General features: G+C 47.2%; 14 protein-coding genes. 9 read left to right on the forward strand and 5 right to left on the reverse strand.

The annotated features are described in order from the left end of the window. Window positions 1-62: 62 nt before the first annotated feature. Window positions 63-1508 carry a sensor histidine kinase gene (locus ACM1ND_RS02850; protein WP_028541154.1) on the forward strand — a complete coding sequence of 482 codons (1446 nt, stop codon included), beginning with the start codon at window positions 63-65 and terminating at the stop codon, window positions 1506-1508. Window positions 1509-1554: 46 nt separating this feature from the next. Then, on the forward strand, window positions 1555-2274 hold the full coding sequence (locus ACM1ND_RS02855) for an NAD(P)H-binding protein (protein ID WP_418027052.1): 720 nt from the start codon (window positions 1555-1557) through the stop codon (window positions 2272-2274). A 75-nt stretch (window positions 2275-2349) separates the two neighbouring features. Here the strand turns inward: ACM1ND_RS02855 and ACM1ND_RS02860 are convergent, their stop codons facing one another. Both ACM1ND_RS02860 and ACM1ND_RS02865 read right to left on the reverse strand, forming a co-directional pair. Further along, window positions 2350-3624 (reverse strand): DUF4179 domain-containing protein, encoded by a 1275-nt coding sequence (locus ACM1ND_RS02860; RefSeq protein WP_418027053.1) that lies wholly within the window; start codon window positions 3622-3624, stop codon window positions 2350-2352. After that, window positions 3621-4148, reverse strand: a complete 528-nt coding sequence (locus ACM1ND_RS02865) for a sigma-70 family RNA polymerase sigma factor (protein WP_028541151.1) — start codon at window positions 4146-4148, stop codon at window positions 3621-3623. The genes ACM1ND_RS02860 and ACM1ND_RS02865 overlap by 4 nt, the downstream gene beginning before the upstream one ends. Window positions 4149-4409: 261 nt before the next feature. On the opposite strand from ACM1ND_RS02865, the gene ACM1ND_RS02870 reads away from it, so the two are divergent. Both ACM1ND_RS02870 and ACM1ND_RS02875 read left to right on the forward strand, forming a co-directional pair. Then, window positions 4410-4790 (forward strand): RidA family protein, encoded by a 381-nt coding sequence (locus ACM1ND_RS02870; RefSeq protein ID WP_013308546.1) that lies wholly within the window; start codon window positions 4410-4412, stop codon window positions 4788-4790. A gap of 123 nt (window positions 4791-4913) precedes the next feature. Beyond that, on the forward strand, window positions 4914-5978 hold the full coding sequence (locus ACM1ND_RS02875; protein WP_069079819.1) for an undecaprenyldiphospho-muramoylpentapeptide beta-N-acetylglucosaminyltransferase: 1065 nt from the start codon (window positions 4914-4916) through the stop codon (window positions 5976-5978). A gap of 98 nt (window positions 5979-6076) precedes the next feature. Here ACM1ND_RS02875 and ACM1ND_RS02880 read toward each other — a convergent pair whose 3' ends face one another. Beyond that, window positions 6077-6832, reverse strand: coding sequence for a tryptophan-rich sensory protein (locus ACM1ND_RS02880; protein ID WP_069079820.1), 756 nt, complete (start codon window positions 6830-6832; stop codon window positions 6077-6079). A gap of 244 nt (window positions 6833-7076) precedes the next feature. Here ACM1ND_RS02880 and ACM1ND_RS02885 point away from each other — a divergent pair, with 244 nt between their 5' ends. The 3 genes from ACM1ND_RS02885 to ACM1ND_RS02895 all read left to right on the forward strand — a co-directional run bounded on the left by ACM1ND_RS02885 (window position 7077) and on the right by ACM1ND_RS02895 (window position 10102). Then, window positions 7077-8027, forward strand: a complete 951-nt coding sequence (locus ACM1ND_RS02885) for a bile acid:sodium symporter family protein (protein WP_023986785.1) — start codon at window positions 7077-7079, stop codon at window positions 8025-8027. Window positions 8028-8277: 250 nt separating this feature from the next. Then, complete coding sequence (locus tag ACM1ND_RS02890) at window positions 8278-9402, forward strand: NADH-dependent flavin oxidoreductase (protein ID WP_075153682.1); 1125 nt, start codon at window positions 8278-8280, stop codon at window positions 9400-9402. Between the two features lie 112 nt (window positions 9403-9514). Beyond that, entirely contained in the window at window positions 9515-10102 is a 588-nt protein-coding gene (locus ACM1ND_RS02895; RefSeq protein ID WP_023986787.1) for a GNAT family N-acetyltransferase, read from the forward strand. Here the strand turns inward: ACM1ND_RS02895 and ACM1ND_RS02900 are convergent. Beyond that, complete coding sequence (locus tag ACM1ND_RS02900) at window positions 10032-11702, reverse strand: response regulator transcription factor (protein ID WP_028541148.1); 1671 nt, start codon at window positions 11700-11702, stop codon at window positions 10032-10034. The two genes, ACM1ND_RS02895 and ACM1ND_RS02900, sit on opposite strands and share 71 nt — an antisense overlap. 7 nt (window positions 11703-11709) lie before the next feature. After that, a complete protein-coding gene (locus tag ACM1ND_RS02905) occupies window positions 11710-13524 on the reverse strand; it encodes a sensor histidine kinase (RefSeq protein ID WP_310168958.1) in 1815 nt (604 codons plus the stop codon). Window positions 13525-13732: 208 nt separating this feature from the next. Between ACM1ND_RS02905 and ACM1ND_RS02910 the strand changes: the two genes are divergently transcribed. After that, window positions 13733-14614: a carbohydrate ABC transporter permease gene (locus tag ACM1ND_RS02910; RefSeq protein WP_023986790.1), complete on the forward strand. Its 882-nt coding sequence runs from the start codon at window positions 13733-13735 to the stop codon at window positions 14612-14614. Further along, the gene (locus tag ACM1ND_RS02915; RefSeq protein ID WP_023986791.1) at window positions 14615-15451 is read left to right on the forward strand and encodes a carbohydrate ABC transporter permease; all 837 of its coding nucleotides are present in this window, start codon (window positions 14615-14617) and stop codon (window positions 15449-15451) included. Window positions 15452-15574 lie beyond the last annotated feature (123 nt).

The following is a 15574-nucleotide window of genomic DNA, read 5'->3' on the forward strand; positions in this document are numbered from 1 at the left end:
AAGGCAAACGCGGTTAACATAGGCCTGGCATCCAATTTTTTGCGCTATGGGAGTGTGAGTCCATGCAATTTTCAATGATGTTTTTAATGAATTTAGGGATGCTGATTGCCGTTGCCTATGTGGCGAACGTGATTTATAAATATGGTTTGAGTCGTACCTCTTCGCGGTTCAAATATGTCAGCTCGGTGCTGCTAGTGATATTTGGCGGATGGGTCAGCTCTTGTTTTGGTTTTAACTTTAGTGAAACGGTTATTTTTGATCTGCGTTTTGTACCGCTGATTATCGCGGCATTGGTGTATCCCCGCTCCTATACGCTTATTATTATTGGGGTCGCAATCGGACTAACGAGATTTACCTTCGGTCTGCATATGGCGGCGTGGGTCGGCTTTTTGAATATGAGCATTCTGGGCGTCCTGTGCGCCGGATTGAACTACTGGATGCGCCGTTCCACCTGGCGTTTGATTATTAAGGCATCGGTGACCATTTTAGCGGTTAATATCGTAAATACGTTAAATATTGCCTGTCTGGGCGTCATTCCCTGGCGCTATTATGTAGCGGAGGTTGTTCCTCTTACACTGCCAATCGGCATCGTCCTCAGTTTTTTATTTGCTCTGATTTTAAGGGACTTTCAGATGGAACAACAGCGGAATCATCAGATTAAGCAGGCGAATGAGTTGTTATCAGAGCAGCGAGATGAGTTGCAGAAGGCAAAGGTCATTCTAGAGGAACGTGCCAAGCAACTGATGATGGCTTCCCAATATAAATCGGATTTTATGGCAACGATGTCGCATGAGTTACGTACACCTCTTAACAGCATCATTAACCTGGCGCAGATTATCAACGAGCAGGGAAAAGAATTGGATGAGGACGAGTTATACCAATACAGCGATCTCATCTATGCCTCGGGGCATGATTTGCTCCAAATGATTAACGACATTTTGGACTTGTCCAAGGTCGAGGCTGGGCACATGGAAATCGTAAGTGAACCAGTCAATGTGCGTGAGATTGCGCAGGTGATGATGATGCATTTTGAAGTCACTGCGAAGGATAAAAACCTGGAATTCAGCTTAAAGGAGCATGAGCCTATACCGAATGAAATTCGGTCCGATTCTAAACGTGTACAGCAAATTTTGCGTAATCTGTTATCCAACGCCTTTAAGTTCACTCATGAAGGACGTGTATTGCTAGAAATGAGTACACAGCATCTGGATCGAAAGGGACAGGAGGGAGATTGGGTTGTATTTGCTGTAAAAGATACGGGCATCGGTATTTCCAAGCTTCAGCAACACGTTATTTTTGAGGCATTCCAGCAGGCGAACGGTTCCATTAATCGTAAATATGGAGGAACCGGGTTGGGATTGTCCATCAGCCGTGATTTTTCCCGCTTGTTGGGCGGGTTTATCCGTTTAGAAAGTGAGGAGGGTAAGGGAAGTACGTTTTCCTTGTACCTACCCATGTGTCCGTCCGTAAGCAAGGAGGCGGACGAACAACCCTTTAAATTAACCTAATCGCTATTGTAGGAGCAGGAGCGCTATGGCACAAAGGAGGTCTATCATGGAACGTAAAGCGGTCGTTGTGGGTGCAACAGGGCTTGTCGGGGGTTATGTTGTACGAGAGCTGCTGGTGCAAAAGGAATACAACCGCGTCATGGTTATGGGCAGACGTCCGTTGGACATCAAGCATCCCAAGCTGGAACAGGCGCTCATCGATTGGGAACAGCCACAGAAAGCGGCGTTCGCCTTCGAAGGGGTGGATGATGTTTTTTGCTGCCTTGGGACAACGATGAAAAAAGCTGGCACCAAGGAGCAGTTTCGTCAGGTGGATCTGGACTATCCGGTGCTGGCTGCCCAGTTGGGCAAAGAGGCTGGTGCTGTACAGATGCTAGCTATCTCAGCGATGGGGGCCGATCCAGATTCACGTGTGTTTTATAACCGCACCAAGGGTGAGGCTGAAGAGGCGGTTGCCGCTATCGGGCTGCCTGCGCTGCATTTGTTCCGTCCGTCGCTGATTTTGGGCGCGAGACCTGAACGACGTATGGGCGAAGCCGCTGCCGCTGTTGTCATGAAAGCGCTGGACGGTCTGATGACGGGCAAGCTCGCTTCCTACCGCGCTATCCCGGCTTCGGTCATCGCACGAGCCATGGTACGAATCGCTCTTGCGCAGGCGAGCGGCGTACATATTTATCCGAACGACATCATTCGGGTCATTGGTGCAGAGCTAACATCCGATGATGAGGAACCTGTTACAGGAACAGCTCCTGATGAGAACGTGTAAAACCACGACAGGATTAAAATGACAATAACGCCGCTGTTGCCCAATGATTCGGACAACAGCGGCGTTATTTGTGTTTTATTGGTGGTTTGTATGTTGCGGCACATCTATCGTAATCTCTAATTCATCAATGTAATGGCGTGTCCAGTTGCCATTAGCATCGAGCAGGGCACTACCTCCTGGTTGTGTTGGCAATATATAAGGCTTGAAATTGATCTTCTGGGGAGTATCTACAAAAGGAGTAAACAGGGTGATCATTTTGCTGTCACGTTCTTTGGTAAGGGGAACTCCAGAGCCGCTCAGGAGCTGGAGTTCTCTTCCCTGCTCGTCGAATATAGCATACTCAAGCATATCCAATTCCTTTTTGGTGTACTGGATCGTGTGGCCGTTTTTGATGTACTTGTATTCTCGCTCCACGGTATAATCATCCGGCATATGTGCAATATCGGTCAGCATTTTGAACGACGTTGTGATCTTGGTCGTGATGGGTGTAATTTCTACCTTTTCTGCCGTAAATGTAAGATACGGATTAGACTTGCTCATTTGCAGCTGAAGTATCTTGTTATTTATTTTAGTTTTGTGAACCGTGGTTTGTATGCGAAACGGCTCGGCTATACCTTTTAACTTTGCATATACCTCTAGCTCAAACTGATCCGATAAGGCGGGTTTACCACTGGCAGGGTCACGCATATACGCAATCAGCATAGAATTACTGTCTTTGCCTGGGCGGCCATACATGAAATTAAAGGCACCATTATTGCTATTGACCGATGTCCCATTGATGAACAGGTCCACTTTCTCCAGAATGTCCTCCTCGGGCTGTCCTTGCGTTTGGATGGCCGGATATAGGGTTTGATGTTGTGAATCTCCGCCGCTCTTTTCCAACGCCACGACCAAGCGTGTCCCGTCAAATATGATTTGTGGTACCTTTAATGTAATACCGCTATGGGTAACACTGAGATTCGAGGAAGTTGCGAACCCTTTCTGATCAGCGGTTTGCAGCCCGAGATCCCCAGCAAGCTTGAACACGCTGTCTACAAGGGGAACCTGTTTCAGTGATTCTGCCATTGTAGGCGAAACAAAGGCGCTACCAATGATCATAATGCCAATGGCAGCCGCAGAAGCAGCGACAATTGCGGTTCCCCGAAGAAATCTTTTGACTGGTCCATGTAAGGAAGAGGAAGGAGACTTGGATAACGGCTCCACATCCGATTCCATTTGTGTGTAAAATGCATCTAAGCGTTCTCTTACCAAATCGGGAATCATTACCGTGTCTGCTTCCAAGTTTTCTTTTTCTGATTGTAATTTCTGGTCCAGCTCTTTATTCTGTTTCTCAAACTCTGAAGGGCTCATTGAAAGGTCACCTTCCTTTCTCCGCGATTTTGTAGCAGGTCCATTAATGTTCTGCGAGCACGGTGTAATCGTGTTTTGACGGCCCCCTCTGATACATCCAGTACCTCTGATATTTCTCTGATCGGCATATCCCGCAAATAGTGCAGGGAAATCACAGTTCGCATGGACTCCTCCAAGTGGTCGATGGCCTCGCGCAGTTCGATTTTTTCATATCCGCCCGAAATGGAGGGTTCCTTTATAAATTCCGCCACGGGTACGATCCGTTTTTGCTTGCGGATAATGAGATGGCACTCATTAATGAGGATGCGAAGCAGCCATGTTTTAAAATAGCGAGGTTCACGCAGCTCACCCAGAGACTGGTATGCCTTGAGCATCGCCTCTTGCATCGCGTCCGCGCAATCTTCATTGCTGCGAAGAATGGAACGCGCCATGCCATACATATCGGATTCCATATGTTTCATCAAGGCGACGAATGCCTTGCGGTCCCCCTGCCTTGCTTGGTGTAAGTTTGTTTCGAGATTCAAAGGATGGTGCTCCTTTCCCGTCTATACTGGCTATGATCATTGTACCTGTATCTGGATTTGTGGAATTTATTTTGTAGCAGGTTATAGGAGTTAGATGATACATAGGCGCTAAAGGTTACAGCGGATATAAAAAATATAGCACCGTCGCAAGGGATGGCTTAAAAGAAGCCCAGTGCGTTAATCCGTAGCACGGAATAGTGGCTTTGGACTTCACATGCTATAATACGGTGAACCAGTATCAGGAAGGAGAATCCAACCCATATGAAAAAAACAATTGCTACTGAAAAAGCACCCGGTGCTATCGGCCCTTATAGCCAAGCGGTAGAGGCAGGCGGGTTTATTTACACCTCGGGACAGCTTGGACTAAATCCGGCAACAGGTGAGTTTGGTAAGGATGTACAGGAGCAGGCACGCCTGTCCTTGAGCAACGTCCAAGCCATTCTGGAAGCGGCAGGCAGCAACATGAACCAGGTTGTGAAAGCGACTGTATTCCTGAAGGATATGAACGATTTTGTCAGCGTCAATGAGGTGTACAGTTCTTTCTTTGAGCAACCCTATCCAGCACGCAGTGCGGTGGAGGTAGCTCGTCTGCCTAAGGATGCACTGGTGGAGATTGAAGTCATTGCATTGAAGGGCGAATAGTCTGAAAGGTCCGTTCATAAAATAAAAAGTTTGTATGGCAACCGGGTGTCCCTATTAAATAGAGGCACCCGGTTGCTCAAATTTAATGTGTTTTGTTTTTTTGAATATAGAGTGGAGGTGGAGATGATTAAAAAAATAATTTTCACTGGTGGAGGCTCTTCAGGACATGTAGCAGTAAACCTAGCTTTGATTCCTCACTTACTGGAACAACATTGGAGTGTCCAATACATAGGCTCTGAACAAGGGATTGAAAGAAAATTGATTTCTGGACTAGAAGATGTGTGTTATTTCAGTATCTCAACTGGGAAATTGCGCAGATATTTTGATTGGAATAATTTTAAGGACCCTTTTAAAGTGCTGAAGGGGATTTCTCAAGCGTACCGGATTATAAGAAAAGAAAAACCGGATATTATTTTTTCAAAAGGCGGGTTTGTTTCGGTTCCTGTGGTATTGGCTGGGTGGTTGAATAAAGTCCCTGTAATCATTCATGAATCAGATATTACCCCTGGATTAGCTAATAAGATTTCCAGCATATTTGCTACAGAAATTTGTACTACCTTTCCTGAAGCCACTCAGTACTTTCGCTCTAAGCATACCCGGTATGTAGGTGCTATTGTGAGAGATGAACTAAAAGATGGGGAGGCAGCCAAAGGTTTGACCTATTGCGGATTTACTCGAAATAAGCCGATCATTCTGATCATGGGTGGGAGTTTAGGTTCCAAGAAGATCAATGAGATGGTCTGGATGAATTTAGAGGCTTTGCTCGTTCATTTTCAAATCGTCCATATTTGTGGTAAAGACCAAGTGAATCATTCCATTCATATGCATGGCTACAAGCAGTTTGAATACATAAACGATGAACTGGCGGATGTTATGGCGATGGCAGATATGGTTGTTTCTAGGGCGGGTTCAAATTCCATTTTTGAATTCTTAACGCTGCGGAAGCCTATGCTATTGATCCCTCTTTCAAAGGCAGTCAGCCGGGGAGATCAAATTCTAAATGCCAAATCATTTAAAGCGCAAGGCTTTTGTGAGTTTTTAGAAGAAGAAGAGTTGGAATCTGAACGATTTGTTGACATGATTCTTGGTTTGTATGAAAAAAGGTCGGATTATATTATCAATATGAAGAAAATGAATGCAGATCACTCGACAAGCAAGCTTATAGATTTGATTAAAGTCTATACCTAATCACATGGTTAAAATGAATAAACAAAGCAAGCGAGCTTGGGCTAGATGATTCAGACCCAAGCTCGCTTGTTCTGGCTAGGAGATCATATTCGTTTTCTTTAATCCCGTTCTCGATTACGGGCAAAGAATAGCCATAGCGCGTACACCAGAATGATTGCCGCCAAGATCAATGCAGCCAGCCGTACATTTTCATTGTTCGGATGCTCGACGGCGATGGCGACATAGGCCCATACAAATACGAGAGGATAAATGCTGTCGCGATAAGGGAAGCTGACCATGATGGCCAATACGGTGCCGATGAGCAGGATAATGATCGCCCATGTCGTATCGCTGAGTCCCCAGCCACTCCATTCATTCTTTTCCAGTGCCACTGCAATATTGATAATAGTAGCAATAGATACCCAACCGAGGTTCAGGCTGAACGGTAGCTTGACGAACCACATTTCTCCGCGGGTTGGCTGCGGCGTGCGGGTACGTACATACACGACGCTCAAGGAAAGCAAGTATAGAATAATGACGATGACGCACAGCTCTACGTATACATACTGCCAGAGGAAAATCCAGATGATATTGAAGAGACAGCTTAGAATAAAAAAAATACCGATGGACTGAACGCTTGTCTTGGCTTGCCCTGTAGGTGTAGCTTGGTACACGACAAAGCAGGCGAGCAGTACGTAGATGACCGACCAGATGGAAAAAGCGTAACCCGCTGGGGTGATCAAGGTTGGGTACATGTTGGATACAGCAGCAGTGCTTCTGCCACCGATAGGAAGTGTAGAAGCCAGAACGTTAACGAGAACGACAGCGATAAATGCAATAATATTCCACCATTTATACGGATGGCTTCGTGACATAGGGATATCTCCTCCTCAACGAATGATGATCCAAAAATGACCGACTGGTCACAAGCTTCTATTATGAATATACCCACTTTGCTTTCGAATATGTCCTAACCGGAAAAAGTTTCTTGATCCCGGTAAAATCATAAAAAGTTGTATGTATATGCAGTCATATGTAGTACAATGGTGAAAATTTTAAGCACTATATAAGCTGAATTTCCTCAAATTCAAATTATATAGAAGTAAGGAGATAAGTAGAATGAATGGCTTGGAGAAAGTAGGGAAATTTGTAGGAGGAACCTTTTCCATCTGGGTACTTTTATTTGCATGCTTGGGATTTTTCTTTCCTGCGGCGTTTACAGGGTTGAAAGGATACATACAGTTATTTTTGGGCATTGTCATGTTCGGGATGGGGCTGACTTTATCTGCGGCTGACTTTCGTGAAGTATTCCGGCGTCCAGTGGATGTGGCTATTGGTGTGGTCGGACATTATCTGATTATGCCGTTTCTGGCCTTTGGATTGGCATTAGTATTGCAGCTGCCACCGGATATTGCGGTAGGTGTCATTTTGGTAGGCTGTTGCCCGAGTGGAACCGCGTCCAACGTAATGACGCTCTTATCCAAAGGCGATGTGGCGTTGGGCGTGTCGATTGCTTCAGTATCGACGCTGATTGCTCCACTAGCTACCCCGGCCATGATTAACCTGCTTGCTGGACGTTGGATGAATATTGATGCGAAGTCGCTGATCATGGATATTCTCATCGTGGTTATTGTCCCCATTGTGTTGGGTGTTATCGTCAAATCGCTATTTCGCAAACAGGCAGAAGCCAGTGTCCAGGCGCTGCCGCTCATATCAACACTGGTGATTATGCTCATCGTGGCTATTGTGATTGCAGGCAGCAAAGGCAAGATTTTGGAGACAGGTCCGATTATTTTTGGTGTGGTTATTTTGCATAACGGTATCGGGTTCCTGCTCGGATATTGGTTTGCCAAGCTATTCGGTATGAATCTTTCCAAGCGTAAAGCTGTTACTCTGGAAACGGGAATGCAGAATTCCGGACTGGGCGCTGCGCTGGCAGCAGCTCATTTTAATCCGATTGCTGCTGTACCGAGTGCGATTTTTAGCGTGTGGCATAATATTTCCGGCTCGTTGCTCGCGACCTGGTTTTCCCGCCGGGAGGAGAAGAACAGCACATCCGGGAACCATTAAGCTTTGTCAGTGGCTTGTGACAAGTGGCTGCGGTTCAGCTTTTTCAAACAGTTTGGGGAAGGTCAGAAAGGATAGATTTGACTTTATAGTTGCGGATCATTATACTGTGGTTGTTACAACCACTGTATTTAAGTAAGCAACAGTAGTTTGAGTTCGTTATGGAAGGAAAACTGCATCCAATTCATATTCGGCTTCATGCTTAACAGCCTTATATTATCTGATCTGATTTAAACTGAAGGAGAGAGAACGAATGAACCCAAAATATAATTCTCTATTTGAAGCTTTTACCCTGCCATCCGGTGTTACGTTGAAGAACCGTATTACCATGGCCCCTATGACTAACTTTGCTTCCCACGAAAATGGTGAAGTCAGTGACGAGGAACTGGCATACTACCGTGAACGCTCCGGTGGTGTGGGCGCGGTTATTACCGCTTGTGTGTATGTAACTCCAGATGGTAAAGGATTTGTTAATGAGTTTGGTGCGGACAAGGATGAAATGATTCCTAGCCTGCGCCGTCTGGCAGATACGATTCATCAGGAGGGCGCGAAAGCGATCCTGCAAATTTATCATGGTGGCCGCCTGTGTCCACCGGATCAAATTCCAGATGGACAGCCGATCAGTGCAAGCGCAGTAGCCGAGGAAAAAGAAGGCGCGCCTGTGCCGCGTGAAATGACATCCGACGATATCCACCGCGCCATTCGTGCCTATGGCGAAGCGACTCGCCGCGCGATTGAAGCAGGCTATGATGGTGTGGAGCTTCACGGAGCGAACGGTTACCTGGTGCAGCAGTTCTTCTCCCCGCATTCCAACATTCGTACTGATGAATGGGGAGGAAGCCTTGAGAAACGCTTGGCCTTTCCGCTGGCGATTGTTCACGAAGTGAAGAAAGTGATCGCAGAGCATGCGAAGCGTCCATTCATATTCGGCTACCGCTTGTCTCCTGAGGAAGGACACACGCCAGGCATTACGCTGGATGATACGATGGTGCTTGTAGACCGTCTGGCGGATCAAGGGTTGGATTACCTGCACATTTCCGTAAATCATTTCTTTGGTGGTTCGTTCCGTGACCGTAGTGACGAACGGTCACGTACCGTTCTCATCCATGAGAAGGTAGGTAACCGTGTGCCGATTATGGGAGTCGGGTCGCTGAATACACCGGACGAGGCGCTTGCAGCACTGGAGACAGGTGTACCGCTTGTATCGCTGGGACGTCCGCTTTTGATGGAGCCGCAATGGGTTCAGAAGGTGCAAAACGGCACAGAAGATACCATTCGCACGACATTATCCAAACAAGCTCAGCAGGAGCTAGTCATTCCTGACTATTTGTGGAATGTATTGACGACCCTTCCAGGCTGGATGCCTGTTACGGACTAAATTTTGAATGATGGAGATACCCTAGGCTGCTCTCATGCACCTGGGGTATTTTCCTGTCTCATGACCATGAACACAATAATATAGGAATAACTGAGAAAGAAGGAAACTGACAATGTTGCATGAAGCTAATGGCGTAATTTTGATTAAGTCTACCCATCCGGGGCTACAGATTCGACTGTTACAAGTAAATGATGCAGAACGTTTATTAGAGATCAGACGTGAAAATTTTGATTTCTTCAAACCGTTCGAACCAGAACGACCTGAAATTTACTTTACGCTGGAAGAACAGGCGCGTCTGATTTCCAACGGTTTGGAAGCGGCACAAGCCGGACAGGGATATACGTTTGGACTTTTTTTGCTGGAAAATAATAAGCTGATTGGCAGAATGGAGCTGTCGGGTGTCGCTAGAGGCCCCTTTCAAAATGCCAATCTGGGCTACTTTGTAGATCCTGCATACCACGGACAAGGCTATGCGACTTCCGCAGTGAAGGATATTGTACGCTACGCCTTGAACGAGTTGGAATTACACCGTATTCAAGCTGGAGTGATGCCAAGAAATACGCCTTCCAATCGAGTGATGGAAAAGGCAGGATTTCGCCGCGAAGGGCTGGCTCTCAACTATTTGAAGATTAATGGTGTGTGGGAAGATCACGTGCTGTATGCGGTAACGGCTGAGGATTTGCAGAATGGCGTCTTCTGAATTCGCCAGGCGTGACCCCCTCCAGTTTTTTGAACACCTTGCCAAAATATTTTTCATCCTGATACCCGACCATACCGGCAATATGATGAAGGCGCAGCTTGTCATTTAGCAGCAATAGCTTTGCCTTGCTCATCCTGATCTGACACAAATAGTCTGACAGATTAACCCCGTACTCCTGCTTGAATTTACGAGAAATATATTCCCGACTGAGATAAAAGCGGCTCGCCATATCCTGTAGAGAAATGTCCTCGTTATAGTGTGCATCCAGATAGCGGGCAATATCACGGATGGTCGGGTTGTTTGGGCTATGGCTTGGTGTAAGCGCCTGACCGGCTGCCAGCAGTCGGTTTTCAACCTGTCTTTGCCATAAGGGCAGGGAAAGCGTGCCACGGTTGTCGACCGGCAATGCATGAATGGAGCCGGACTCATCTGCCAGTTCCTCGCCATCGATATCTCCAGGTCTGTCATTCAGCCAGCGGGCCAGCATCCAGTCCAACTCCTGATTCCAACTGGCTAGCTGCTCTGCTGTCACCGAAGGCAGCTCGGCTACGGCTGCTATCCAATGGCCTACCGCTATCGACACACGATTGGCATTACAGCTGAGCGCACTAAGCCGCAGTTCCTCTTCCATCTCAGGCAACTGGGGAAGACGAATGCTCTGCCGTGTCTGGGAACTCTGGTGCATCCAGTCGGCGGTTTGCAACACATCCCGTTTCCACAACGCTTGCCGTGCCTCTTGGTAGGCAGTGGCTGCCGCTATGGGAAAAGCGCCAAAAGAGCCAAAAGAGCCAACCCCGATGTGCATGTAACACCGCAAAGCCGTTTTGATCCCTGTGTGAATATCCTGCAAGAGCAGCGGCCAACGAGATGGCTCGCCCCAATACAGCAGAATAATTTCGTCCATACGCTCCAGATGACGGAATGCAACTCCGGTTTGAGAAGTTCCGAGAAATTCGTTACAGATGTTAATGAGGGAAAAGCTCAAAAGCGCACGGCGCGTTTTATATTTGTCCAGTATATCGGCATCCAGCTGAGTGGTACTCATCACAGCTGCATTACATATCTGAATAGCTGCAGGAAGACGTAGCTCCTCACGTAAGGGCGTAATGGATAGAGGGGTATTCGCTATACCGGAAACGATTTCAGTCAGGAGCTTATCAGCATAGTGCGGCCTCATCCGATTGACCTCCATGGCCTGCATCGTTTGCCTGTTCCGGTCTTGCTCCGCCGTCCGCCAGGCTTGAGTGGCTTTATTTAGAGCCTCGTTAATCTCCACTGGATCCACGGGCTTAAGAATATAGTCCATGCCTCCCCGGCGGATGACCTGTCGAACCAAGTCAAAATCATCATAGCCACTGACCACCACGACTCGGGTTGCTGGGGAATTGACTTGAATCCACTCCATCAGTGCTACTCCATCCTTGCCGGGCATCCGCATATCCGTGAGTACAACAGGTGGGGAAAGGGCGGTAATGACCTCAATCGCCTGATCGCCCGACTCAGCCTCAATCACCTCGCTCACACCGCAAGCTTCCCAATGTACGAGCATCCGTATGGCATGGCGTACATGCTTCTCATCATCTACAATCAGGACTTTCATTGACAGATCACTCTCCCTTAATATGAATTTCCATAGGGACTTCAGTACGAATTTCGAGTGTATAACGGACGCCATGAGGCAGAATGTTGTCTACACACAGGGTGTTAGAACCATCCTCCGAGTGAAGCTGAATACGCAATAGAACATTACGAAGGCCAATGGAGTCCTGCTCGCTAGTGTCCGGCTCCTCGTAGGCTTTCAGCGGACGTTTTAACATATGCTGGAGCTGCTCCAAATCGGCCTGTGGAATGGAAATTCCGTTATTTTCCACTGTTATTTTCACAATGCCTTCCTGGATTCGGCTGCCTGTAATGCGAATTTCACCGGGCCCCAGCCGGGGATCGGCACCGTGTTTAAAGTAGTTTTCCACCAACGGTTGGAGAATCATTTTTGGCACCCGATCATTTAGCACCTCATCTTCCCACTGGTAAGTGACCTCTAATTGCTCACCGAAGCGTTCCTTTTGTAAATCAAGATATTGTTTTACATGTTCGGCTTCTTCCTTGAGTGTAACGACCGTATGGTCCCGCATGTTATAACGCAGCATTTTGGCAAGGGAAGAGAGCAGAGAATAAATTCGCGGCACCTCATGCTGTAGGGCCAGGGTTCCAATAGACTGTAGCGTATTATATAAAAAGTGAGGATTAATCTGTGCTTGAAGCGCTTTCAATTGATGTGTCTTGTTAGCCAGCTCCAGCTTGTATTCCCGCAAAATGAGGTTATTGATGGTATCCATCATCTGTCTGAAACGGCGCGACAGTACTCCGATCTCATCGTTACTCATGGCCCGAATGTCTACATCCAGTTGACCGGACTGAATCTGGTTTATGTAGCGAGTCAGTCGCTTAATAGGTTCCGTGATTTTTATCGAAATCCATAACGTGGCAACAATGACAAGTAGCAACGCTGCGCCTGTAATGACCGCATTAATCTGAGTCAGGCGGGTAGCCCGTAAATACAGCGTACGATGTGGAATTTTCTTGACGAGCGTCCAGCCTGACAGATTGGCATCCAGCTTGCCGTACACGTGCAGTGCTGTATCATCCTCAATCACTCCGTGCTCGCCTTCTTTAGAAATTCGATTGAGCAGGCCAGATTCCTTCCAGTGTGTTCCAATCGATGCTTCTTTTCCGCTATATACGATCGTTCCGTTCCGATCGATCAAAAACAGCTCCTCTGTATCCGCATCATACAATTGACGGCAAATACTGCGCAGCGGCTCCAGATCAACATCTATAGCGAGTACCCCAAGCGTCTCTGAGGCAGGAATGTTCCGAATCGCCCGATGAAGTGTAAATACCTGCCGCTCTGTGCTGTGCTCCGCATAGGAGACCGCCGAAAAGCCGTACAAATGCTTCATGTGCGAAGGCTGTATGAATAGTCCAGAAGGGCCGTAATGAATAGAACCGGTAAAGGGCTCCAGTCGGAATTCCCGTAGCGGGACTGTACTGGTAATCAACGTGGATTGCCCCGCGTCAAAAGAATGCAAATACACTTGGTCAATGCCTGACGAAGCATTCATCATCGTTTGCAGCGTGGTGTAAATTTCAGCGACGGCCCGGTAATCATCCGGGATTTTGGCCAGATTACGCAGAAAATGAGGGTCATTATAGACTCCGATGGACGCGCGATTCAGTCCCTGTAAATAGTTATCCAGATTCGTAATTCCCTGAAAAATAAGCCGTTCATTTTCTTGTGTGGCCTGCTCCCGCAAGGATTGCTTGGTGAGAACAAAGGTCATAGTCATCGACAGCAGCAGCGGCAGAGTGACCGCAATGAGCAAAAACCAGATCAGGCGGGAACGAATACTGTGAAATTTCATGCAGTGAGCTCCTTTCACAATTCAAGGCGAGCCAGAGGTCAATATTTTCCCCCCTAATGGTTCACGATCCTACGTGTTCTCCAGAGCGCTTATTCGACATAATGAACATGTGAATCGCATATCCGTACGGACCAAGCATTATGCTGCTGAAAGAAAGCCGTAAGGGAGCGTTCCAGACACCAACAGACAACAAAAGGGGGGGATCGGATTGAATCGCGCCAAGTCGTCGCAATGGCTCCAGCAATGGATTTTTGTAGGGCCGTCGACGTTATTTTTCGTTATCATTATTGTAATCCCTTTTATGCTCGGAATGTACTATTCTTTTACAGAGTGGAATGGGGTAGCCAATGAGGCAAAGTGGGTCGGGCTGGATAATTTCAGTCACATTTTATGGAATGATGACAAATTTGGGACAGCGTTCTGGTTTACGGTCCGTTTTACGGTGGTAGGAGTGGTGGCTGCGAATATTTTTGGCTTTCTGCTGGCGTACTTTCTAACCAAACCGCTGAAAACAAAAAATGTATTGAGGACCATCTTTTTTATGCCTAATGTGATCGGAGGTCTGTTGCTGGGCTTTATCTGGCAGTTTATTTTCGTCAAGGGATTTGCAGCAATCGGAGAGAGCACGAACTGGTCCTTCTTCAACCTGTCCTGGTTGGGAGATGAGATCACGGCCTTCTGGGGCATTGTCATCGTGTTTATCTGGCAAACTGCCGGGTATTTGATGGTTATTTATATCTCTTCCCTGACCAATGTGCCCCGCGATATGCTGGAAGCAGCCGAAATTGACGGAGCAAGCCGGATGCAAATTTTGCGGTCGATTATACTTCCTTTGATCATGCCTGCCGTTACGGTTTGTCTTTTCCTGGCGATATCATGGTCATTCAAAATGTTCGATCTCAATTTGTCACTGACCAAAGGCGGTCCCTTCGGGTCCACAGAGTCGGTTGCACTCAATATTTACAATGAAGCGTTTGTGAATAATCGTTATGGGCTGGGAACAGCTAAAGCACTCATTTTCTTTATCATTGTTGCTCTGGTTACGAGCCTTCAGGTACGACTGACGAAAAGTCGGGAGGTGGAAGCGTAAATGGAAACAAGCAAGCGCTACCGCTTTGGAACATGGGCGACCGAGATGGTGATGATCCTCGTCGCATTGTTATTCCTCGTCCCGTTTTACTTTTTATTCGTGAATTCGGTCAAAAGCTTTGGTGACCTGCTCACCGATTCTGCGGCCTGGCCACAAACCTTTGTATGGAGCAACTACGCTAGAGCGTGGAGCATCACGCGTTTTCCCGAAGCTTTATGGAATTCACTCGTGGTTACGGTAATTAGTAATCTACTGCTCGTACTGATCAGCTCAATGGCTGCTTACCGAATGGTCCGGCGTCCGACGCGTTATAATCGGGTGTTGTTCAGCCTGTTCGTAGCTGCCATGGTCATTCCTTTTCAATCGGTGATGATTCCTTTGGTCAAGGTTGTAAGTACACTGGATTTAATGAACAGTATAAGTGGTCTGGTAATCTGTTATCTGGGATTCGGAGCTCCAATGTCGATCTTTCTCTTTCATGGATTCGTCAAAGGTGTGCCAGTCGAGGTGGAAGAAGCAGCTACGGTGGACGGCTGTACGCCTTACGGAGTGTTTTTCCGAATTGTGTATCCGTTGATGCTACCGATGATGGTAACTGTTATTATTTTAAATACGCTCTGGATTTGGAATGATTATCTCCTGCCTTCTCTGGTACTGCAAAAGGCTGAACTGCGCACGATTCCGATTGCTACCTATGCCTTTTTTGGACAATACACGAAGCAGTGGGATTTGGCTTTGCCTGCTCTGGTGCTGGGCATCTTGCCTGTCATCGTATTCTTTCTGGCCATGCAAAAATATATTATACAAGGTATTATGGCTGGTTCGGTCAAAGGTTGAGTGTGGGATGAGCTGAAAATGTACACGGTGGCCACTCCGCAAACGGATGGTGCTTACCATCGCTGTTGCCTCCAGATTCCCCTGAATAAACGAATAAAGGTGGGAATCTAGAGACAAAGGCGA

This window comes from Paenibacillus sp. JJ1722, from assembly GCF_048282685.1.
In the GTDB taxonomy this organism is placed as follows: Bacteria; Bacillota; Bacilli; order Paenibacillales; family Paenibacillaceae; genus Paenibacillus; species Paenibacillus polymyxa_B.